Raw genomic sequence first — 21740 nt, 5'->3', positions numbered from 1 at the left:
CAACACCGGTGTGGCGATTTTAACCCGCAAAGTTGCGATTTGCGTCAAAAGCGATACACGCGGTGCGTGTGTGGATTCTCGCAGCAGACCGTAAGTGAGAACGCGCATGCGTCCTTTCAGTGCCAAGAGATACTATTTTTTCAGATACTTATCCCACAACATCGCCCGCGTTAGTGCGCGGGGTAAGCGTAGCGATGTCGACAAAAAAGCGAAAACCAGCGGGCAAGTCCAGGCCGGCTGCGGCGATCAGGCGCTTTCCGGGCCGGCCGGTGAAGTCCGCGCCGAAGCCCGCCGCCAAGCGCCGTCGGCGACCGCCCGTTGCCGCCGGCAAGATCGTGCGCAGGCGCAACGAGGTCGATGCGGCGCTTGCGGAGGCGCGCAAATCGCATGAGCGCCTGCGGGAGGCGATCGACATCCTGCCGCAGGGCGTCGTGTTTCTCGACGCCGAAGGCCGCTACATTCTCTGGAACAAGAAATACGCCGAGATGTACAGCCGTACTTCGGACCTGTTCAAGCAAGGCGCGCGGCTGGAGGATACGATCCGCATCGGCGTCGCACGGGGCGACTATCCGGAAGCCGTCGGGCGCGAGGAAGAGTGGATCGCAGCCCGGCTCAAGAAACTGTATCAGCCGGGCGAGCGGCACGAGCAGAGGCTGGCCGACGGCCGCGTCATCCTGATCGATGAACGTCTCACCGGGGACGGTGGCATCATTGGCCTGCGCATCGACATCACCAAGTTGAAGCAGCGCGAGGCTTCGTTCCGGCTGCTGTTCGACAGCAACCCCGTTCCGATGATCGTCTGTGCGCTCGGCGACGAACGCATCCTCGCGGTCAACGATGCCGCGGTTCAGCACTATGGCTACAGCCGCGGCGAATTCGAGAATCTGACGATCCGCAGCCTGCAAGCCTTCGACGCCGAACTGCCGTGGACCGGCGACGATCGCGCCGCGCGCACCTGGAAGCATGTTCGCGCCGACGGCGGCCTGATCGATCTCGCGATTTATTCGCGCCAGCTCGTCTATGGCGATCAGCCTGCGGCCCTTCTGGCGCTGATGGACACCACCGAACGCAAGCGCGCCGAGGCGCGTCTGACGTTCATGGCCCAGCATGACGGCCTGACGGGGCTGCCGAACCGCAATCTGCTGCGCCAGCAGATGGACGATGTCCTGCTGCGCACCCGCCGTAACGGGGAGAAGGTCGCGGTGCTGGTGCTCGGCATCGACCATTTCAAGGCCGTCAACGATACGCTGGGCCACGGCATCGGCGACAAGCTGTTGCGTGGCGTCGGCAAGCGGCTGCGATCGGTGCTGCGCGACGACGATACGCTGGCGCGGCTCAATTCCGACGAGTTTGCGATCGTCCAGGGCGGGGTGACGCGGCCCGAGGATGCGGCGTTCCTTGCGCGGCGCCTGCTGGACGCCATCGGCGATCCCTATCTGCTGGACGGCCATTCCATCGTGATCGGCGCCAGCATCGGCATCGCGATGTCGCCCGGCGACGGCGACGAATCCGAAAAACTCCTGAAGAACGCCGACCTCGCTCTGTCGCGCGCCAAGAACGATTCCCGCGGCACCTTCTCGTTCTTCGAGGCCGGCATGGATGCGCGCGCCCAGGCGCGGCGCAAGATCGAAACCGAGCTGCGCGCGGCCGTACAGGGCGATGCGCTGCGGCCCTACTACCAGCCGCTGGTCGACCTTGCGAGCGGGCGAATCACCGGCTTCGAGGCGCTGGTGCGCTGGCCGCATCCCGAGCGCGGCATGATCTCGCCGGCCGAATTCATCCCTGTTGCGGAAGAAACCGGCCTCATCAACGCCGTCGGCGGCCTGATGCTGCGCCGGGCCTGCGCGGATGCGGCGCAATGGCCCGACGACGTTCATGTCGCCGTCAACCTGTCGCCGCTGCAGTTTCGCGTCGGCAATCTGCTGCAGCTGGTGATGGATACGCTGAAGCAGACCGGCCTGCCGGCGCGTCGCCTGGAACTCGAGATCACCGAGACGCTGCTTTTGGAAAAGAGCAGCGAGGTGCTGGCGACGCTGCATGCGCTGCGCGCGCTCGGCGTTCGCATCTCGATGGATGATTTCGGCACCGGTTATTCCAGCCTGAGCTATCTGCGTAGCTTTCCGTTCGACAAGATCAAGATCGACCAGTCCTTCGTGCGCGACCTCGCCGCCAACCCAGATGCGCAGGCGATCGTGCGTTCGATCATCAGCCTCGGCAAGGGTCTGGGCGTCACCATCACGGCGGAAGGCGTCGAAACCGAAGCCGAACTCAACTGCCTGCGCAACGAGGGTTGCCACGAGGGGCAGGGTTTTCTGTTCAGCCGCGCCCGTCCGAATGCGGAGATCCTGGGTCTGTTGAAGACGCAAGGCAACTGGAGTTCGCCGGCCGGCGCCGCGCTGGTGGCGTGAATGGGATGAACGCGCAGGATCGGTCGAGCTCTTTGCGAAACCCGTCACCTCCCTGCGCAATGAATTGATGGGGTTCGCAAAGAGCTCAACCCATCCTGCAAGACCGCAATGACGCTCATCCAGCCTTTCGCTTCCTCGCATGATAGGTCAGCGCGAGCGCGATGCAGTGGCGCAGCGCCGCCTCCGGCAGCTTCTCGCCGGCGTCGAGCAGGATGCTGCGGTTGCCGCCATAGCGGAGTTCTGGATAGAGCTCGCGAAACGTCTCGACCAGATCCGTCTGGCAATGGAAATACACCGCGTAACCGCCGGCTTCATTCTTGAGCTGATCGATCCGGACGGTGCTGCCGCTCCTGCTCTCGGAGGTGAGATAACTCGGCTGCCCCCATTTAAGGGCCTCCTCCAGCGCGCCTACGCCGTTGGTCGTCTTCGCCGTGTCGAAGATCAGCCGGCGCAGCGCCAGCAATCTGGCTTTCACCGGTGGCGGATAGGCCGCGAAGACGGCGTCGATCGCGGCACTCTGGCTACTTTCTGATTTCTTTGTGACGCGCCTTGTCACATTCTTCGCTGTCGCCTTCTTCATCCGCCCGTCCGCGCATACCAAACGATACGCATGGCTATAGCACGGACTGATCGCCGAGCACGACTACGCCGCGTCGCGCAGGCCCGCCAAAAACGTATCGACGCGCTTGTACAGCGCATCGGCCTGCTGGCCGAGCTGGCTGGAAGCGGTCGCGACATTGTCGGCCAGCGCGCGCGACTGGTCGGCGGACTGGCTGGCGCCGGTGACGTTGACCGAGACTTCGGTGGTGCCGGTGGCCGCCTGCTGCACGCTGCGAGCGATTTCCCGCGTCGCCGAATCCTGCTCTTCGACGGCTGCGGCGATCGTGGTGGCGATGCCGCTGATCTCGCGGATGGTGTTGCTGATGCCGCCGATCGCCGTCACGCAATCGCCGGTCGCGGCCTGGATCGCGGCGACCTGGCCCGCGATCTCCTCCGTGGCTTTCGCGGTCTGGTTGGCGAGTTCCTTGACCTCGGAGGCGACGACGGCAAAGCCACGGCCGGCCTCGCCGGCGCGCGCGGCCTCGATCGTCGCGTTCAGCGCCAGCAGGTTGGTCTGGCTGGCGATCGCCCCGATCAGGCGAAGCACGTCGCCGATCTTCTCGGCCGCCGAGGCCAGGCTGCTCACCATTTCGGTGGTCTGTCCGGCCTTGACCACGGCGTCGTCGGCGACCCGGCTGGAATGGGTGACCTGACGGCCGATCTCGGCCACCGAGGACGCCAGCTGTTCGGTCGCAGCCGCCACCGCGTTGACGCTGCCGGAGGCCTCGTCCGAGGCGGCAGCTGCGGCGGCGGCGCGCTGCGAGGTGCCGTTCACGCTGGTGGCGATTTCGCCGGCGACGCGCTGCATGTCACTCGTTGCCTCTGCAACCGCGGCGACGACGCTCTTGACGTCGGCCTCGAAGCGGTCGGCCATCTGGCGCTGCAGGGCTTTCTTCTCGAGTTCGCTCTGCTGCTTCGATGCTTCCTGCGCCTCGCGCATGCCGCGCGCTTCGATCATGCTGCGGCGGAACGTTTCGACCGCGCTCGCCATGGTGCCGAGTTCGTCGCGGCGCTCGCTGCCGGGGATCGTGACGTCGATCTCGCCGCCGGAGAGGCGGTTCATCACCGCGGTGATGGCAGCCAGCGGCCGCGACAGTCCGCGACCGAGCAGCAATGCCAGCAGGATCGCGCCGATCAGGATGACGACCGTGCCGAGGATCAGGCTGCGTTGCGAACTCGCCGCGGCTGCCTCGTACTCGGTCGTATCCTTGATGATCTCCAAAATGCCGACCGGCTGTCCGGCATAGTTCTTGATCTGCCCGATATAGAGCGCAGCGGGGCGGCCTGCGAGCGTCGCGTCGCGGCGCAGGGGCTGGCCGCTGTATACGCCCTTGAGTTCGTCGGCGGTGGTGACCACGCCGTCGCCAAAGGTCGAGGAGAGCCGCTTGAAATCCTTGCCATCATAGGAATAGACCGCGAGGTCGATGCCGAAACGCTTCTTGGCGCGATCGACGAATTCCTTGCCGAAGGCCGCGCCGACGTCGACATTGGCCAGCGTCTTGCCGTCGCGCACGATCGGCGTCATGCCGAAGATCGAGAGCGCCTCGCGGCCGGGCTCGACGCCGACGATGGTCTTGCCGGTCTTGATGGCTTCCACCACGGTGGTGCGTCGCGCCGAAGCATCGTCGTCGAACACTTTTGGCGCATGCACGCGGTAGATTGCCGTCGCCGGCGCCCGCCAGAACGAGATCAGCGGAATGCCCTGCGCCTTCAGCGACTCCAGGCCTTCGCCGAGCAGCTTACCCAATCCGTCGCGATCGTTCTTTGCAACAGCCTCGGCGACCGGCGGCAGGCCTGCGATCAGGGAAGAGACCGCAAGCGCGGCGCGCCCTTCATAATCGATGGCGGCGATCACGCTTTCATATTGCAGCTTGAGCTGCTGATCGAGCGCCAACTGCGTCAGCGAACGCTGCTGGGCGATCGAGAACGTGCCGAGGATGCCGCAGGCGACAGCCACCGTCACCGAAATGGCGAGGATCAGGCGAACGGCGATCGAGCGAATCTTGAACATGATGCGTACGGGAGCTCCAAGGGCCAAGCTCCCTATAGATTTCACGTATTGTTTAACAACACGGGGAAAAATCGGTCCGTAGTACTACGGAGCCTCACCGCGCGGTCGGAGTTCCCTCCAGATGGCCTGACAGGATCACCTTGCCGACGTCCTCGTAATGCGAGTCGCGGCCCTGGATCTGCTGCGCAATCGCATGCATGTCGCGAAAGCGGCGTTCGAAGCGGTTGGCGTTGAACACGGCAGTAGCGCCGGCCATGTGATAGGCCGCGTCGACCACGGCAGCCGATTGGTGGATGCTCCAGGTCGCGGCGATGCGCAGCGCGATGCGGTGCGCTTCGGTGAGCGTTCCGTCGCGCACGAGATCGCGCCAGACTTCCGCTGCGGTGGAATAGAGATAGGCGCGGGTGGCGCGCCACTGCGCCTCCATGCGGCCGACGACGCCCTGCACGGCGTTGTTCTCCCGCATCGCCTTTTGCGCCTGCGGGGTCTTGCCGCGCGCGAGATCGATCGCGGCATCGAGCGTGGCCCGCGCGACGCCGACCGATGTCGCCGCAAAACCCATGCTGAACACCATGTTGGTGGAGAGCTTGTACAGTGGCCCGTTCTCGCGGCGGGCTTCCGCCTCGTCGCGCAGCGCTGCGAATTTTTCCGGGATGAAGAGGTTTTCCACCGAATAGGAATCGGTGCCGGTGCCGCGCAGCCCGATCACGTCCCAGACGTCGTACATGGTGGCGCTGGTCACCGGAAACAGGATGGTGCGGATCTCCGGCGACCCATCCGCCTTGCGGCGCGGTGTGCCGTCGGCCTCGACGACGCGGACATGCGCGCCGAGCCAGCTTGCCTGCCGCGAGCCGGAGGCGAAATCCCAGCGCGCGCTGGCCTTGTAGCCGCCGGGCACCGCCTGCACTTCATGATTGATCGCGCCCCAGGCCAGAATGCCCGGTGCCGTGTTGAAGATCTCGTTGGCCGCGTCAGGATCGAGATAGGCCGCGGTCATCGCGCAGACGCTGCACTGGCCGAGGCACCACGCGGTCGAGGCGTCGGCCTTGGCGACCTCCTCCTGCATCTGCATGAAGACTTCCAGCGGCGCCTCGGTGCCGCCAAAACTCTTCGGCAGCAGCGAACGATACAGCCCGTTCTCGATCAGCGCCTGCGTCACGTCAGGCGTCAGCCGCCGCGTCCGCTCGATCGCGTCGGCCTCGCGCGCGATCAGGGGCGCCAGCGCGCGGGCACGTTCGACGAGGTCGAGGCCGGGATGCTTGGTCATGCGCTTCCTCGCATTCTCGTGTTCTTGGGTCTTCTTGGACGCGATGGTGACCCATCCGCCGCCCTCGATCAAGGCGGCGGTCAACTCACGCCGTCGCCCGCCCCAGGTCGAGCGACGGTTGCGACGGCCGTTTGCCTGACGGAAAACTCAGCGCCACGGCGACAGCGGTGATGCCGATGGCGAACGAGCCGACATAGAGCCAGTTGTAGGCGTGGAAGGTGTCGAACACCCATCCGCCGGCGAGCGGGCCCAGCGCCATGCCGAGACTGGCGAAGGCGGAGACCGCGCCGAACATGCTGCCCATGATACGCACGCCGAAATATTCGCGGACCAGCACGGCGTACAGCGGCATCACGCCGCCATAGGCGAGGCCGAACACGACCGACAGCGCGTAGAATTCGCCGAGATGGCCGACCGCGAGGTAGGTGGCAATCGACAGGGCCTGGACGAACAGTCCGCCGACCAGCACGTGCCTGGCGCCGAAGCGATCGGCCAGCACGCCGAGCAGCAGCCGGCCGCCGAGGCCGGAGAATCCCGCCAGGCTGTAGACGGTGACGGCGGTGAGGGGGGCGATGCCGCAGATCATGGCGTAGCTCACCATGTGGAAGATCGGCCCGGAATGCGCCGCGCAGCAGGCGAAATGCGCCAGCGCCAGCGTGATGAACTGCGGCGTCTTGAGCGCCTGCGCGACGGTCCATTCCCGCTCGGGCGCGCCGGTTCCATTGGCGGCCGCCGGGTTCGAGGGCGCCGGCGCGGGCCGCACCAGCAGCGAGGCCGGGATCAGCAGCGCCAGCGCGACGATGCCGATCGTCAGCATCGCCGTGCGCCAGTCATAGTTCGTGATCAGCCAGCTCGCGAACGGGGCCACCGTGAGCGGCGAAACGCCCATGCCGGCCGAGACCAGCGCGACCGCGAGGCTGCGGCGGTGCTCGATCCAGGCGCTCGCCGCCGCCACCATCGGCGCATAGAAGCTGCCGGCGGCAACGCCGATCAGGACGCCGAAGAAAAACTGGAACTGCCACAGGCTGGTGGCCTGGCTTGCGCCGATCAAGCCGGCGCCGAGCAGCAGCGTGCCTGACAACACCACGATGCGGGTGCCGTAGCGGTCGGACAGCGTGCCCCAGAAAAATGCCGCGAGCCCCATCGCGAGAAAGTCGATCGTCGCCGCCGCCGACACGCCGCTGCGCGACCAGCCCATGTCTTCCGAGATCGGCTGCAGGAACACGGCGAGCGACAGCATCGAGCCGAACACCACGCAGGTCATCAGTGCGCCGACGGCGACGACGACCCAGCCGTAGGATGGTCCGGAGGACTCCCGCATGCATTTCCTCGCTGTTTTTGTGTTTATGATCGAGCAGGGGGATGGTGGCTTATTCATCCAGCGAGGGCAAGACGATCGAGCGCCTTGAATCGATCCCCCTCATGAGGCTGGCCGGACCTCTCCGTCGTCATTCCGGGGCGCGCGAAGCGCGAACCCGGAATCCATCTCTCCCAGCATTCACGCAGCGCCATGGATTCTGGGTCCACGCCTTTGGCGTGTCCCGGAATGACGGTGTTGAATCAGCTATCCACCTTCAACGCCGCGATGAACGCTTCCTGCGGGATGTCGACCTTGCCGAACTGCCGCATCTTCTTCTTGCCTTCCTTCTGCTTCTCCAGAAGTTTGCGTTTGCGCGTGATATCGCCGCCGTAGCACTTTGCGGTGACGTCCTTGCGCAGCGCGCGGACGGTTTCGCGGGCGATCACCTTGCCGCCGATCGCGGCTTGAATGGGGATCTGGAACATGTGCGGCGGGATCAGTTCCTTCATCTTCTCGACCATGGCGCGGCCGCGGCCCTCGGCGCGGGTCCGATGCACCAGCATCGACAGCGCGTCCACCGGCTCGTTGTTGACGAGGATCTGCATCTTGACGAGATCGGCCACCTTGTAATCGGTCAGGTGATAATCGAACGAGGCGTAGCCCTTCGAGACCGATTTCAGGCGGTCGTAGAAATCGAACACGACCTCGTTGAGCGGCAGGTCGTATTTCACCATCGCGCGCGAGCCGACGTAAGTGAGCTCCTTCTGCGCGCCGCGGCGGTCCTGGCACAGCTTCAAGACGCTGCCGAGATATTCATCGGGGGTGAGGATCGTGGCTTCGATCCACGGCTCCTCGATGTCGGCGATCTTCACCACGTCGGGCATGTCAACCGGATTGTGGATCGAGATCTCCTGGCCGTCGGTCAGGTGCATCTTGTAGATCACGCTCGGTGCGGTCGCGATCAGATTGAGGTCGAACTCGCGCGACAGCCGCTCCTGGATGATTTCCAGGTGCAACAGCCCGAGGAAGCCGCAGCGGAAGCCGAAGCCGAGCGCGGCCGAGGTTTCCATCTCGTAGGAAAAGCTCGCGTCGTTGAGGCGCAGCTTGCCCATCGCCCCGCGCAGCGTCTCGAAATCATTGGCGTCGGCCGGGAACAGGCCGCAGAAAACCACCGGGATCGCCGGCTTGAAGCCCGGCAGCATCTCGCTGATCGGCTTGCGATCGTCGGTGATGGTGTCGCCGACGCGCGTGTCGGCCACTTCCTTGATCGCCGCGGTGATGAAGCCGATCTCGCCGGGGCCAAGCTCGTCGACCTGCTCCATCTTCGGCGTGAAGAAGCCGACGCGTTCGACATCATAGGAAGCGTTGGTGCCCATCATGCGGATGCGGCTGCCCTTCTTCATGATGCCGTCGACCACGCGAATCAGCACGACGACGCCGAGATAGACGTCGTACCAGCTGTCCACCAGCAGCGCCTTCAGCGTCGCATCGCGGTCGCCCTTCGGCGGCGGCAGGCGGGTGACGATCGCTTCCAGCACGTCGGGCACGCCGAGGCCGGTCTTGGCCGAGATCATCACGGCGTCCGAGGCATCGATGCCGATCACGTCCTCGATCTGCTGCTTGACCTTGTCGGGCTCGGCCGCGGGCAGGTCGACCTTATTGAGGACCGGCACGATCTCATGGTTGTTGTCGAGCGCCTGGTAGACGTTGGCGAGCGTCTGCGCCTCGACGCCCTGGCTGGCGTCGACCACCAGCAGTGATCCCTCGCAGGCTGCCAGCGACCGCGAGACTTCGTAGGCGAAGTCGACATGGCCGGGCGTGTCCATCAGGTTGAAGATGTAGTCCTTGCCGTCCTTGGCGCGGTAGTTCAGCCGCACCGTCTGCGCCTTGATGGTGATGCCGCGCTCGCGCTCGATATCCATCGAATCGAGCACCTGCTCCTTGCCCGCCATTTCACGGTCCGTCAGGCCCCCCGTCATCTGGATGAGGCGGTCGGCCAGCGTCGATTTGCCATGGTCGATATGGGCGACGATGGAGAAGTTTCGGATGTTGGAAATGGGGACTGTGGTCATGGGGCGCGGGATAGCATTGGCACCCCCGTGCGGCAACCATATTGCTGGATTCTAAGGGGGATTCTTCCCGCCAAACCGATTCCACTGCGGTCCGAAACGCGCTACGCACGGGGCCATGTCGCGTATTTCCGTTTCACCCGCAGCCGCACGCCCGAGACGCACCATCCCCTCCGTCCGGCGGCTGGCGGCGTGGCTGGCCGCACTCGCCAGCGATCCCACAGCCAGCCTGCGGCTGGTTACGGGCTTTGCAGTCGTTCACGCCGTCTTGTGGACGCTCATTCTGATCAACCTGAAGACCGGGCAGGACGTCCACATGGACGTCGCCGAAGCGTATGCCTGGGGCCAGAAGTTCCTGCTCGGCTACGGCAAGCACCCGCCATTGTCCGGCTGGGTCGCCGGCGTCTGGTTCAGGCTGTTTCCGGTCACCGACTGGGCGACCTATGCGCTGGCGATGGCGACGCTCGGTTGCGCGCTCGTGGCCTGCTGGCTGGTAGCGCTACGCGTGGTCGATCGCCGCCGCGCGTTCTTCGTCGTGGTGATGCTGGCGCTCTATCCGATCTTCAACTTCAAGGGATTCAAGTACAATCCGGACCTGCTGCAGCTCGTTACGCTGCCGCTGGTCGTGCTGGCCTATCTCGATGCGTTCGAGAAGCGCAGCGTCCGGTCCGGCATCTGGCTGGGGCTGGCCGGGACGCTCGCGCTGATGACCAAATACTGGGCGCTGACCATGATCGGCGCCGTCGGTCTGGCCGCACTGATCCATCCTGCGCGCCTGCAATTTCTCCGCTCGCCGGCGCCGTGGGTGGCAATTGCCGTGCTGGTGGTGGCGATGCTGCCGCATCTGATGTGGTTGAAGCAGGTGGACTTCGTCCCGCTCACCTATGCCGGCGACACCTATTCGCTCACCGATCAAACCATGATCGACGATCTCGCGCTCGGCTATGTCAAACATAATCTCGCGCTGCTGGCGTTGCCGGTGATACTCGGCGCTATCGCGCTGGCCTCGCGGCCGTTCCGATGGCCGCCGTTTTCGTTCTTGTCGCGCGGCGCCAATACCGGCGTGAATTCGTCTCAGGCGCTCAACGTCTGGATCATCCAGGCGGTGGTGGCGATCGGGCCGCCGCTCGGCGCCGTGCTGTTCCACGTCTACATCAAGACCGACTGGGGCATCCCGCTGTTTTTCCTGATGCCGCTTGCGCTGATCGCGATACCCTCCGTGCGGGTCCGGAAATTCGCGCTGTCGGGCCTGACCGCGACGTGGCTGGCGACTTCGCTGGTCGTGCTCGCTGTGTCGCCCAGGATCGTCGCCTATGAACTCAGCGAAAAGCGCACGGCCGGCGCCACCTACCGCGCGCGATCCGAACTCGCCCGCCAACTGACGGAAATCTGGCGCATACGGTTCAATTCGCATTGGCCGGTGGTTGCCGCCTATACCGATACCGGCCCGGCCGTCACCTTCTACAGCCCCGATCATCCGGCGCCGCTGACCCCGAACGAGCCGTGGTCGTCCGGCCTGACCTCGCTGGACGACGCCAGGCGATCGGGCTTCATCGGCATCTGCGAAGTCGGCCACTGGAAGATGCAACAGTGCGAGGCGTGGATGAAGGCCCATGCGGCCAATGCCGAGCACATGGTGATGACCACACGGCGGTACTTTCTCGGGATGTCAGGCCCCGCGACGGCCTGGAACATCTTCATCGTGCCGCCGGCCAAGTAAGAGCAGCCAACCGGAAAATCGAAGGGGGAAGCAGATGGATATGGACCTGACAGGCAAGACGGCGCTCGTCACCGGCTCGACGCGCGGCATCGGGCTGGCGACCGCGATCGGGTTGGCGCAAATGGGCGCGGAGGTGATCGTCAACGGGCGCGACAAGGCGGCGGTCGGCGAAGCCGTGACAAAAGTCCAGAAGGCGGCGCCGTTGGCCAAGGTGCATGGCGCGGTGGTCGATCTCGGCAATGCCGCCGGCTGTGCCGCACTGGTCGAGCAGTTTCCCGATGCCGACATCCTCGTCAACAATCTCGGCATCTACGAGCCGAAGGGCTTTTTCGACATCGAGGACGCCGACTGGACCAAAATGTTCGAGGTCAACGTGATGAGCGGGGTGCGGCTGACGCGGCATTACCTGAAGCGGATGCTGGACAGCAAGGATTGGGGCCGCGTCGTGTTCGTCTCCAGCGAGTCCGGCGTCTTCATCCCGAAGGAGATGGTGCATTACGGCTTTTCGAAGTCGGCGCAGCTCGTCATCGCGCGCGGCGCGGCGGAGACGACCAAAGGCACCAACGTGACGGTGAATTCGGTAATGCCTGGTCCGACCTGGGTCGAGATGGCGCCGGTGCGGTTGGCTGCGCGCGCCGAGGCGGCCGGCACCACCGTCGATGATCTCGTCCAGCGTACCTTCACCGAACGCCGCCCGGCCTCGCTGCTGCAGCGCTACGCCCAGCCGGAAGAGGTCGCCAATCTGATCTGCTACGTCTGCTCAAAGGCCTCCAGCGCCACCAACGGCGCCGCGCTCCGCGTCGACGGCGGCATCGTCACCAACCCGTTTTGATTTTTTCTCCGTCGCCTCGCTCTTGCGGGTCGAGACAAGCGAAGCTTGCTCTTAGAGGGTCGGGGTGAGGGGTCTCACCGCGAACTCTGGTGCGAGTGGATAGTCCGGTGCCCCCTCACCCGGATCGCAATAGCGATCCGACCTCTCCCCGCAAGCGGGGACGAGGTAAGAACAAGCCGTCGCGCCTCACACGCCTTCTTCGTTAAATTTGTCGGCGATCAGCGCGGCGATGGCGTCGACCACCTGCTGTGCCTCCGGGCCGATCGCCGAAACCGTCACCGTGGTTCCCGGTCCGGCCGCCAGCATCATCAGGCCCATGATGGAAGCGCCGCCGACGGTCTCGCCGCCGCGCGTCACCCAGACCTCGGCGCTGAACTTCTCGACCAGCTGGACGAATTTCGCCGAGGCCCGCGCATGCAGGCCGCGCTTGTTGATGATCAGAAGGTCCCGTGAAACGGCGCCTGCCGGCACGCTCGGCCCGACTTCCTTTTCGGGCTCGGCGTCGTCGCTCATTTGCCGGCGAGGACGCGACTGGCGATGGTCACATATTTGCGACCGGCTTCCTGCGCCATCGCGATGGCGTCGGGAAGCGAACGCTCCTCGCGCACCTTGGCAAGTTTGACCAGCATCGGAAGATTGATGCCTGCGAGCACTTCCACTTTGGGACGGCTCATGCAGGAAATCGCCAGGTTTGAGGGTGTGCCGCCGAACATGTCGGTGAGAATGGCGACACCATCGCCGCTGTCAACGCGATTCACCGCTTCGATGATATCGCTGCGACAGAGATCGGAGTCGTCTTCGGCTCCAATCGTGATGGCTTCGATTTGTTTTTGCGGACCCATTACGTGTTCGAGCGCTGCCTTGAACTCGTCAGCAAGGCGCCCATGGGTCACAAGCACTAGACCAATCATCGGAAACTCCTCGCGGGTGCTTTTTGGTGCACCGCACGAACGCGCCACTTTGACCATCCAGAGGCCCCGCGCAAGAGGGCATCTCGGCTATTGTTCCAGTACTTGGCGGTAAACAGTGAGGCCTGTGCCGGTTTAATCAGTGGCGATATTGGGGCTTATATGGTTACCAAATCCCTTCGGACAATCATCCGAAGGTCTGACGGCGTCCGAACTCGCAGTTGTTATCAATGCCGCTGCAATCAGGGGGAGGGGCGCATAACCATTCCCTATAGGGATTCTCGGTATCAAGACACCGTTTAAGCGAATAAAGAGCGCTTCCGGCGGCGGCAGCCGCTCCGCATCGGGGGCCCCAAGATCGGCGACCAGTCCGACGACGGCCTCCTCAACAAAGTCGCAATGCCTAACGCCGAGGCCTCGGACCTCGATCAGACCGGCCAGTTTTGGCGCCGGGCGGACGCGCAATTGTCCGGCGACTGTGTCGAGATGGACACGGTCATCGCCGACCAAAACGGCCTGCGGAAGCTGTCCGGCGCGTCCGGCGAGAATCAGGTCGAGGGCCAGCCGCGATTTGCCGGCGCCTGAGGGGCCGCGGATCAGCACGGCGCGGTCTCCCACCCGCACGGCGGAAGCGTGGACGCTCGCGCCCTGCGTCATCATGGCGCGGGAAGCCGTACCACAAAGCGCGCGCCGACCACGGTCGGCTTGCCGTCGGCATCGGCCGGGCCGTGGCGGTTCTCCGCCCAGATCCGCCCGTTATGCGCCTCGATGATCTGCTTGGAGATCGACAGCCCGAGTCCCGAGTTCTGGCCAAAGCCCTGGTGCGGCCGGTCGGTGTAGAAGCGCTCGAAGATGCGTTCCAGCGCGTCCTCGCCGATCCCAGGCCCGTCATCGTCGACGACGATCTCGATTTCCGAGCGCACGCGGCGGCAGGCGACGCGTACCTTGCCGCCCGGCGCGGAGAACGATTGCGCGTTGGACAGCAGGTTGGAGATCACCTGCCCGAGCCGGGAATCATGGCCCGGCACCGAGAACGTGTCGGTGGCGCCGCGGCCCTCGAAACGCGCCTCGACCGCGACATCGTGGCCCAGCCTGGTCTCGTTGGCGACCGAGGTCAGCGTCGTCAGCAGCCGCCGCAGATCGACCGGCGCCATGTCCTGGCGCTGCAGTTCGGCATCGAGGCGGCTGGCGTCGGAGATGTCCGAGATCAGGCGGTCGAGCCGCTTGACGTCGTGTTCAATCACCTCGAGCAGGCGGGCGCGGCTGGTGTCGTTGCGCGCCAGCGGCAGCGTCTCCACCGCCGACCGCAGCGAGGTCAGCGGGTTCTTCAGTTCATGGGCGACGTCCGCGGCGAACATCTCGATCGCCTCGATGCGGCTGTACAGCGCGTTGGTCATGTCGCGCAGCGCGCCGGAGAGATGGCCGATCTCGTCGCGGCGGCGGGTGAAGTCCGGAATCTCGACGCGGGTCTGAATGCGGCGGCGGACGCGCTCGGCGCCGTCGGCGAGCCGTCGCACCGGACCTGCGATCGTGCTCGCCAGCAGCAGCGACAATACGATCATGACGGCGGAGGCGACGCCGCCGACTTTCAGGATCGCGAGCCGTTCGGCGGTCACCATCTGATCGATATCGTCGCCCTGGGTCGAGAGCATCAGCCCGCCATGCACGGCACGGAAGCGCTGCACCGGCACCGCGACCGAGACGATCACCTCGCCGCGGTCGTTGACGCGCACCATGCTGCTCTTGACGCCATCGAGCGCCTGCACGATTTCCTGGTAGCCTTTGCCGTTCTCCGGGCCAAGCTCGCGATAGAGCGGCAGGTCGCCGCGATTGAGCCAGGTGCGGATCGAGATCGTGGCGCGTTCGACGAAGCCCGGCTTCTCGGTCGAAGGCGGCGGCAGTTCGAACCGCAGCACATCGCCGCGACCATAGAGACTGCGGCTGTCGAGGATCATGCCGCCGTCGCCGCCATAGATGCGGGCCCGCGTCTTGGTCGGCGAGATCAGCCGCCGCAGCACCGGCGCCACGCGCTCCGGGTTGATCGGGAAATCGAGGCCCGAGGATTCATCCGGCGCGCCGTAGCTCTCGCCGGGCTTGAGATCGAGCAGGCGGTCCGGATCGATGGTGATCGTGTTGGTTTCGACGGTGGCGGAGGCGGCGATCGCGCCGGCGATGATTTCCGCCTGCACCAGCAGGCTCTGCGCGCGGGCGTCGATCAGGCCGGCGCGGAACTGCGACAGGTAGAGAATGCTCGCCACCAACGCGACGAGGCCTGCGAGGTTGAGTGAGACGATGCGGCGCGTGAGGCTGGAGAACGAAAGCGCGAAGAAGAACTGCCCGGCCCGGCGGAACCAGCCGAGCGGTCGTCGCCAGCCCCGTTCACCCGCATTATCCTCGGCTGCGCGATCCCGATCGCGGAGCTCCGAAGCATCCTCGTGGTTCAGCGTTGAATCGGGCTGCGTTCGATCTAGCAATGGTCGAGCTACCGGTTGTGATACGCCGCTGTGTAACTCTACGCTTTCTACGCCGAACGGGCGGATGTGTCAGCCGGCACTTCCGCCCACAAGACGCAGATCAGGCTTCCTTGAAACGATAGCCGACGCCGTACAGCGTCTCGATCATTTCGAAGTCGTCGTCGACCACCTTGAACTTCTTGCGCAGCCGCTTGATGTGGCTGTCGATAGTGCGGTCATCGACATAGACCTGGTCGTCATAGGCCGCATCCATCAGCGCGTTGCGGCTCTTCACCACGCCGGGCCGGGTCGCCAGCGCCTGCAGGATCAAAAATTCCGTCACCGTCAGCGTCACCGGCTCGTTCTTCCAGGTGCAGGTGTGCCGCTCCGGATCCATCCGCAGCAGGCCGCGGTCGAGCGCGCGCGCATCCGGCTCCTTCGGCACGGCGGTCGGGTCTTTCGGCTGGCCGCGGCGAAGCACGGCCTTGACGCGCTCGACCAGAAGACGTTGCGAGAACGGCTTGCGGATGAAATCGTCGGCGCCCATCTTGAGGCCGAACAATTCGTCGATCTCTTCATCCTTGGAGGTCAGGAAGATCACCGGCAGATCGGATTTCTGGCGCAGCCGGCGCAGGGTTTCCATGCCGTCCATCCGCGGCATCTTGATATCGAGGATCGCGAGATCCGGCGGCGAAGTGCGGAAGCCGTCGAGCGCCGACGCTCCGTCCGTGTAGGTCATGATTCGATAGCCTTCGGCTTCGAGCGCGATCGACACGGAAGTCAGAATGTTGCGGTCATCATCGACCAGGGCGATTGTGGGCATGAGCCTGCTTTCGAATAAGAGAGTGGCTTAAACGGCGGTCAGTCCAGCCAGACGCCGCATAAATTGGCTTCGTACGCGGTCAACGAGCAATGCAAGCTAGGCTGAAGTGTGACCGAGTTCCGCAAAACGCTCCTGCGGCGATACGCCGTACCCCGTATAGCACCCCCTCTGGCCGAGAAAAGGCCTTTTTTGCAATAAGTTGGCCCGGAAACTAACCATGCAGCCGATCCCTGATTTTGATGCTTCCAAACTCGCGCGCTCGCTGCTCCGCCGCAGCCGGCAGGGCGCGCTTGCCACCCTTCTGCCCGAAAGCGGTGCCCCCTATTGCTCGCTGGTCAACGTCGCCAGCCATCCCGACGCGTCCCCGGTCCTGCTGATTTCGCGGCTCGCGCTGCATACGAAAAATATTCTCGGCGACGGCCGCGTGTCGCTGATGCTGGACGAACGCGTCGCCGGCGATCCGCTGGAAGGCGCGCGAATCATGCTGGCGGGGCGCGCCGAAGAGGCTGTCGGCGAGGTCGCAAAAACCCTGCGCCGGCGCTACCTCAACGCGCATCCGTCCGCGGAGGCCTTTGTCGATTTCAAGGACTTTTCGTTCTTTCGCATCGCGCCGTCGGGCCTGCACCTGGTGGCCGGCTTTGGCCGCATCATCGACCTCGAGCCGGCGCAGTTTCTGACCGAAATCGGCGACGCCGCCGAATTGCTCGAAGCCGAGCAGGGCGCGGTCGAGCACATGAACGAGGATCATCGCGACGCGATGAATCTCATTGCGACAAGGCTGCTGGGCGCCGAATCCGCCGATTGGCGCTGCACCGGCTGCGACCCCGACGGAATGGATATGCAAGCCGCCGGCGCCACGCTGCGGCTCGATTTCCCCGAGCGAGTGACGAGCGCCGTGGGCTTGCGCAAGATGCTGGTGCGGCTGGCGGGCGAGGCGCGAGCCAAAGGCTGAGGGTAACGGGACGGATTTGAGCGGGCGCGGAACTTGGCGCGACCTATCGGCCGATGCGCGAAGGTGACCTGCCGAAAGCCCGCATGAAATCCCGGCACCCTCGAATTTCCCGATGATGCCGCACTGCCGAATCCGCTGCCGCTGACGGAGATTCAGCCGCGCTATTGGCCGACGAGGCGATGGTGCTGTTAACGGTCACCGAATTCGAAAGCTGCGTCATCGCCATTGCGCGTGAGCGCGCTGGCTGGAAACCGATCCCGCGCCGCGCGTTGAAATTTTCCAATTGTGCGGCGCAGCATTTTCTCTTGCATCCCGGCGTCAGCGGATGATCGCGCAACCACGAGGGCAAACCGACAAAAAGCACCGCAGCATCCGGTTGATGCAGATCAACCGTCCGCGCACGCATAAACCAAATCGCGGGGATCGGCTTGGCAAGCAGCGCGTTCACCAGTATTAGGTCGCCGCACCGAAGCCGGAAGGCTGTTTTCAGGGGCTACCGCGACAGAGCGCGTGAAGCGACATGCGCGCGTATCGAGTAACGCGGGTTCGAGGAGGATTTCTTCGTGCAAGAGACGGGTCTACGCAACGGTGCCTTCGGTGCCGACAAGTTCGGCTTAAAAAATCTCAAGACGGTGCACTGGAACCTCGGCGCGCCCCAGCTGTATCAATACTCGCTCTCCGCGGGCGAGGCGGTGTTGTCGGCCGATGGCGCGCTGTGCGCGGACACCGGCGAGTTCACCGGCCGCAGCCCGAAGGACAAGTTCACGGTTCGCGACGCCTCTACCGAAAAGATGTGGTGGGCCGGCAACCAGTCGATCACGTCGGATCAGTTCTCCGCGCTTTATGCCGATTTCCTCAAGCATGCCGAAGGCATGACGCTGTACGCGCAGGATCTGTACGGCGGCGCCGATCCGAGCTTCCAGATCAAGACCCGCGTCTTCACCGAGCTCGCCTGGCACTCGCTGTTCATCCGCACGCTCTTGATCCGCCCCGTGGCGTCGGCATTGCGCGACTTCGTGCCGGAACTCACCATCATCGACCTGCCGAGCTTCCGCGCCGATCCGAAACGTCACGGCTGCAAGTCCGAGAACGTCGTCGCGATCGATTTCGCCCGCAAGATCGTCCTGATCGGCGGGTCTTATTATGCAGGCGAGATGAAGAAGTCGGTGTTCACCACGCTGAACTACTATCTGCCCGCCAAGGGCGTCATGCCGATGCACTGCTCGGCGAATGTCGGGCCGAAGGGCGACACCGCGATCTTCTTCGGACTGTCCGGCACCGGCAAGACCACGCTGTCGGCCGATCCGAACCGCACGTTGATCGGCGACGATGAGCATGGCTGGGGCGACGACGGCGTCTTCAACTTCGAAGGCGGCTGCTACGCCAAGTGCATCAAGCTGTCGAAGGAAGCCGAGCCGCAGATCTTTGCCGCCAGTAACCGTTTCGGCGCCGTGCTGGAAAACGTCGTGCTCGACGAGGACACCCGCGTTCCCGATTTCGACGACGGCTCGAAGACCGAGAACACCCGCTCGGCCTATCCGCTCGACTTCATCCCGAACGCTTCGCGCACCGGCCGCGCCGGCCAGCCGAAGAACGTCGTGATGCTGGCCGCCGACGCCTTCGGTGTTTTGCCGCCGATCGCAAAGCTGTCGCCAGCGCAGGCGATGTATCACTTTTTGTCCGGCTACACCGCCAAGGTGGCCGGTACCGAGCGCGGTCTCGGCAACGAGCCGCAGCCGGAATTCTCCACCTGCTTCGGCTCGCCGTTCCTGCCGCTCGATCCGTCCGTCTACGGCAACATGCTGCGCGAGCTGATCGCCAGGCACAATGTCGATTGCTGGCTGGTCAACACCGGCTGGACCGGCGGCAAATACGGCACCGGCAGCCGGATGCCGATCAAGGTGACGCGCGCACTGCTCACCGCCGCGCTCGACGGGTCCTTGCGCAATGTCGAATTCCGCACCGACAAGTATTTCGGCTTCGCGGTGCCGACCGCGCTGCCGGGCGTGCCGAGCGAGATCCTCGATCCCGTCAACACCTGGAAGGACAAGGCCGAGTTCGACAAGACCGCGCGCAGCCTGGTCGGCATGTTCCAGAAGAACTTTGCCAAGTTCGAAGCCCAGGTCGATGCCGACGTTCTCGCGGCCGCGCCGGACCTGAAGCTCGCGGCGGAATAGAAAAAATCGGGATTGGACCATCGAAAGGGCGGCTCAACGAGCCGCCCTTTGTGCTGGGGTTGGTTGTTCGGGCGCCCCGGCGAAACGGGGGACCGCCGCCATCAGGAAAACGCGCTGCCGGATTTCAATCCGAGCTTGTTGAAGATCATCGCCGCCGGGCAAAATCCGGTGATCGATGCCTGCAACAGGTTCAGGCCGACGAAGCCTGTCAGCGCCAGCCAGTACGGGCTGACGTAAATGGCGAGCAGCACGCTCACCATGATCATGATTCCGGCGAAAGCCATCACGGCACGATCGACATTCATGTCACTTCTCCATTGTATTAGGGTTGGCTGGCTTGGTTCGGTGGTAACCTCAGTGCGCGCTGGCGAGCTGGCCGCGGGTCCATGCGACGATCTTCCCGGTATCCATCGCGCCGGCCGTCTTCGCCACCAGTCTGCCGCCACGAAACAGCAGCAGCGCCGGAATGCCCGACACGCCCAGTTCTGCGCTGGTGCGCTGTTCCTCGTCGGCGTTGAGCTTGAGCAGCCGCACCTCGGGCTCGAGTTCGGCTGCGGCGCGCTCGAACATCGGCGCCATGGCGCGGCAGGGACCGCACCATGGCGCCCAGACGTCGACCAGGACCGCAATGTCATTGGCGCGGCGATGCTTGTCCAAGCGTGATCCGTCGACGGCCACCGGATGGCCTTCGAACAGCGCCTTGTGACAGCCGCCGCAGCGGGCTTCGGTCGCCGGCTTGTTCACCGGAACGCGATTGACCGCACTGCAGTGCGGACAGACGATGTTGCGTGTTGAACCCATGACATCTTGTCCTTGCCGGCTCTAGCCCGCCTTGATCTTCCGGATTCCGAGCTGTTCGAGCACGAACCGCTCGTAGAATGGCTCGCTGTTCCCGAGCCTGATCTTGCGCAGGAAAAACTTCTCGAACGCCACCTTCGCGTAGTGGACCCAGCGGCCCTTCGAGGACCAGTTGACGTTTCGCGGCGGCATTTCCGGCTGCGCAATGAAGGCGACGCCGCCATCGCCGAAGTCGGCGAGGCAGACCGCGTTCCAGGTTGCCTCGGCCTTCGGCTCGGCGCCCTGCAGCAGGTCGGCGATGTTGATCGCGGTCGCCGTCACCATCGACTCGATCATGAATCCGGTCTTTGGCACGCCGGTCGGGACCGGCGTGGCCGCAACCGGCGCGATCGCCACGCCGACGCCGACGCCGAAGATGTTCGGGAATGCCGGATTGCGCTGCTGCTTGTCGATGATGATGAAACCGCGCGGGTTGGTCAGGCCCTCGATGCCGCGCACGGCGGCCACGCCGCGGAACGCCGGCAGCATCATCGAATAGCCGAAGGCAAGTTCGTGGCTCTTGGCCGCACCGCCGCCCTCCGGGACTTCCTCGACCGACATCTTGCCGGGGGCGACCGAGGTGACGCGCGCGTTGGTGATCCACTTGATGTGGCGGTCACGCATTTCGCTCTCGAGCAGACCCTTGGTATCGCCGACGCCGTCGAGGCCGAGATGACCGACATAGGGTTCGGAGGTGACGAAGGTCATCGGCACGCGGTCGCGCAGCCCGCGCTTTCGCAGTTCGGTATCCAGGATAAAGGCGAATTCGTAGGCCGGGCCGAAGCATGAAGCGCCCTGGACCGCGCCGACCACGATCGGCCCGGGCGACTGTGCAAATTGTTCGAAGGCCTGCCTTGCCTTGATCGCGTGATCGACATGGCAGATCGACTGGGTTTGTCCGTCCGGGCCAAGGCCTTCGATTTCATCGAAGGCGAGGTCAGGTCCGGTCGCGACGACGAGATAGTCGTAGGCGACCGAGCTGCCGTCTTCGAGTTCGACCCGGTTCTCGTTCGGGTAGACGCGGCGCGCGCCTTCAGCGAAGTACCGGATGCCCTTGCGCCGCATCACGTCTTCAAGATCGACTTCGATGTCCTGCTTTTCGCGCCAGCCGATCGCCACCCACGGATTGGACGGCACGAAGTGATATCGCGATCCCTGGCCGATCACGGTGATGCGGTCCTGGCCCTTCCTCAGCTTCGGCACGAGTTCATACGCCATCAACGTTCCGCTGAGGCCTGCACCGAGTACGACGAGCTCCGCCATGACACTTCCTCCGTTGGATTGCTTGTTGTGACTGCGATCAGCGCCCTGTTGTTGTGGATCCGGCGGCCGGCGGGCCGCTTCGTGGTTGACTATATATTCGATATTGCGTATATACGCAAG

19 protein-coding genes are annotated in these 21740 nt (G+C 64.5%); 5 read left to right on the top strand and 14 right to left on the bottom strand.

What is annotated here, in order from left to right; genetic code table 11:
- The first annotated feature begins 194 nt into the window (after positions 1–194).
- A complete protein-coding gene (locus tag QUH67_RS32770; RefSeq protein ID WP_300943997.1) occupies positions 195–2408 on the top strand; it encodes a putative bifunctional diguanylate cyclase/phosphodiesterase in 2214 nt (737 codons plus the stop codon).
- A gap of 115 nt (positions 2409–2523) precedes the next feature.
- On the opposite strand, the gene QUH67_RS32765 is transcribed toward QUH67_RS32770, so the two are convergent.
- From QUH67_RS32765 to lepA, 5 genes are all read right to left on the bottom strand, one after another.
- A complete protein-coding gene (locus QUH67_RS32765) occupies positions 2524–2988 on the bottom strand; it encodes a DUF1801 domain-containing protein (RefSeq protein ID WP_300943996.1) in 465 nt (154 codons plus the stop codon).
- Between the two features lie 63 nt (positions 2989–3051).
- Entirely contained in the window at positions 3052–5019 is a 1968-nt protein-coding gene (locus QUH67_RS32760) for a methyl-accepting chemotaxis protein (RefSeq protein ID WP_300943995.1), read from the bottom strand.
- Positions 5020–5113: 94 nt separating this feature from the next.
- On the bottom strand, positions 5114–6286 hold the full coding sequence (locus tag QUH67_RS32755) for an acyl-CoA dehydrogenase family protein (RefSeq protein ID WP_300943994.1): 1173 nt from the start codon (positions 6284–6286) through the stop codon (positions 5114–5116).
- Positions 6287–6371: 85 nt separating this feature from the next.
- Positions 6372–7607: an MFS transporter gene (locus QUH67_RS32750; protein ID WP_300943993.1), complete on the bottom strand. Its 1236-nt coding sequence runs from the start codon at positions 7605–7607 to the stop codon at positions 6372–6374.
- A 239-nt stretch (positions 7608–7846) separates the two neighbouring features.
- On the bottom strand, positions 7847–9658 hold the full coding sequence (lepA, locus tag QUH67_RS32745) for a translation elongation factor 4 (RefSeq protein WP_300943991.1): 1812 nt from the start codon (positions 9656–9658) through the stop codon (positions 7847–7849).
- A gap of 115 nt (positions 9659–9773) precedes the next feature.
- Here lepA and QUH67_RS32740 point away from each other — a divergent pair, with 115 nt between their 5' ends.
- A complete protein-coding gene (locus QUH67_RS32740; RefSeq protein ID WP_300943989.1) occupies positions 9774–11375 on the top strand; it encodes a glycosyltransferase family 39 protein in 1602 nt (533 codons plus the stop codon).
- A gap of 34 nt (positions 11376–11409) precedes the next feature.
- A complete protein-coding gene (locus tag QUH67_RS32735; RefSeq protein ID WP_300943988.1) occupies positions 11410–12207 on the top strand; it encodes an SDR family NAD(P)-dependent oxidoreductase in 798 nt (265 codons plus the stop codon).
- Between the two features lie 186 nt (positions 12208–12393).
- On the opposite strand, the gene QUH67_RS32730 is transcribed toward QUH67_RS32735, so the two are convergent.
- The 5 genes from QUH67_RS32730 to QUH67_RS32710 all read right to left on the bottom strand — a co-directional run bounded on the left by QUH67_RS32730 (position 12394) and on the right by QUH67_RS32710 (position 16391).
- A complete protein-coding gene (locus QUH67_RS32730) occupies positions 12394–12720 on the bottom strand; it encodes an HPr family phosphocarrier protein (RefSeq protein WP_300943986.1) in 327 nt (108 codons plus the stop codon).
- Positions 12717–13118 (bottom strand): PTS sugar transporter subunit IIA, encoded by a 402-nt coding sequence (locus QUH67_RS32725; RefSeq protein WP_024339151.1) that lies wholly within the window; start codon positions 13116–13118, stop codon positions 12717–12719. Before QUH67_RS32725 ends, QUH67_RS32730 begins: the two co-directional genes overlap by 4 nt.
- 132 nt (positions 13119–13250) lie before the next feature.
- Positions 13251–13775, bottom strand: coding sequence for an HPr kinase/phosphorylase (locus QUH67_RS32720; protein ID WP_300943984.1), 525 nt, complete (start codon positions 13773–13775; stop codon positions 13251–13253).
- Positions 13772–15589 carry a sensor histidine kinase gene (locus QUH67_RS32715; protein WP_300943981.1) on the bottom strand — a complete coding sequence of 606 codons (1818 nt, stop codon included), beginning with the start codon at positions 15587–15589 and terminating at the stop codon, positions 13772–13774. The genes QUH67_RS32720 and QUH67_RS32715 overlap by 4 nt, the downstream gene beginning before the upstream one ends.
- Positions 15590–15689: 100 nt before the next feature.
- Positions 15690–16391 (bottom strand): response regulator transcription factor, encoded by a 702-nt coding sequence (locus QUH67_RS32710; protein WP_027541437.1) that lies wholly within the window; start codon positions 16389–16391, stop codon positions 15690–15692.
- A 217-nt stretch (positions 16392–16608) separates the two neighbouring features.
- On the opposite strand from QUH67_RS32710, the gene QUH67_RS32705 reads away from it, so the two are divergent.
- Complete coding sequence (locus QUH67_RS32705; RefSeq protein WP_300943973.1) at positions 16609–17343, top strand: HugZ family pyridoxamine 5'-phosphate oxidase; 735 nt, start codon at positions 16609–16611, stop codon at positions 17341–17343.
- 43 nt (positions 17344–17386) lie between these two features.
- On the opposite strand, the gene QUH67_RS32700 is transcribed toward QUH67_RS32705, so the two are convergent.
- On the bottom strand, positions 17387–17791 hold the full coding sequence (locus QUH67_RS32700) for a hypothetical protein (RefSeq protein ID WP_300943971.1): 405 nt from the start codon (positions 17789–17791) through the stop codon (positions 17387–17389).
- 115 nt (positions 17792–17906) lie between these two features.
- Here QUH67_RS32700 and QUH67_RS32695 point away from each other — a divergent pair, with 115 nt between their 5' ends.
- The gene (locus QUH67_RS32695) at positions 17907–19520 is read left to right on the top strand and encodes a phosphoenolpyruvate carboxykinase (protein WP_300943969.1); all 1614 of its coding nucleotides are present in this window, start codon (positions 17907–17909) and stop codon (positions 19518–19520) included.
- 101 nt (positions 19521–19621) lie between these two features.
- On the opposite strand, the gene QUH67_RS32690 is transcribed toward QUH67_RS32695, so the two are convergent.
- From QUH67_RS32690 to QUH67_RS32680, 3 genes are read right to left on the bottom strand one after another with little or no spacing between them, the layout of a single operon-like run.
- The gene (locus tag QUH67_RS32690; RefSeq protein ID WP_300943967.1) at positions 19622–19825 is read right to left on the bottom strand and encodes a YgaP family membrane protein; all 204 of its coding nucleotides are present in this window, start codon (positions 19823–19825) and stop codon (positions 19622–19624) included.
- 49 nt (positions 19826–19874) lie between these two features.
- Complete coding sequence (trxC, locus tag QUH67_RS32685) at positions 19875–20321, bottom strand: thioredoxin TrxC (protein ID WP_300943965.1); 447 nt, start codon at positions 20319–20321, stop codon at positions 19875–19877.
- A gap of 21 nt (positions 20322–20342) precedes the next feature.
- Positions 20343–21620, bottom strand: coding sequence for an NAD(P)/FAD-dependent oxidoreductase (locus QUH67_RS32680; RefSeq protein WP_300943963.1), 1278 nt, complete (start codon positions 21618–21620; stop codon positions 20343–20345).
- Positions 21621–21740 lie beyond the last annotated feature (120 nt).

Origin of the sequence: Bradyrhizobium roseum (assembly GCF_030413175.1) — a bacterium.
Lineage (GTDB): Bacteria > Pseudomonadota > Alphaproteobacteria > Rhizobiales > Xanthobacteraceae > Bradyrhizobium > Bradyrhizobium roseum.
The sequence above is the reverse complement of the archived record's forward strand: the minus strand, read 5'-3'. Positions and strand labels throughout refer to the sequence as shown.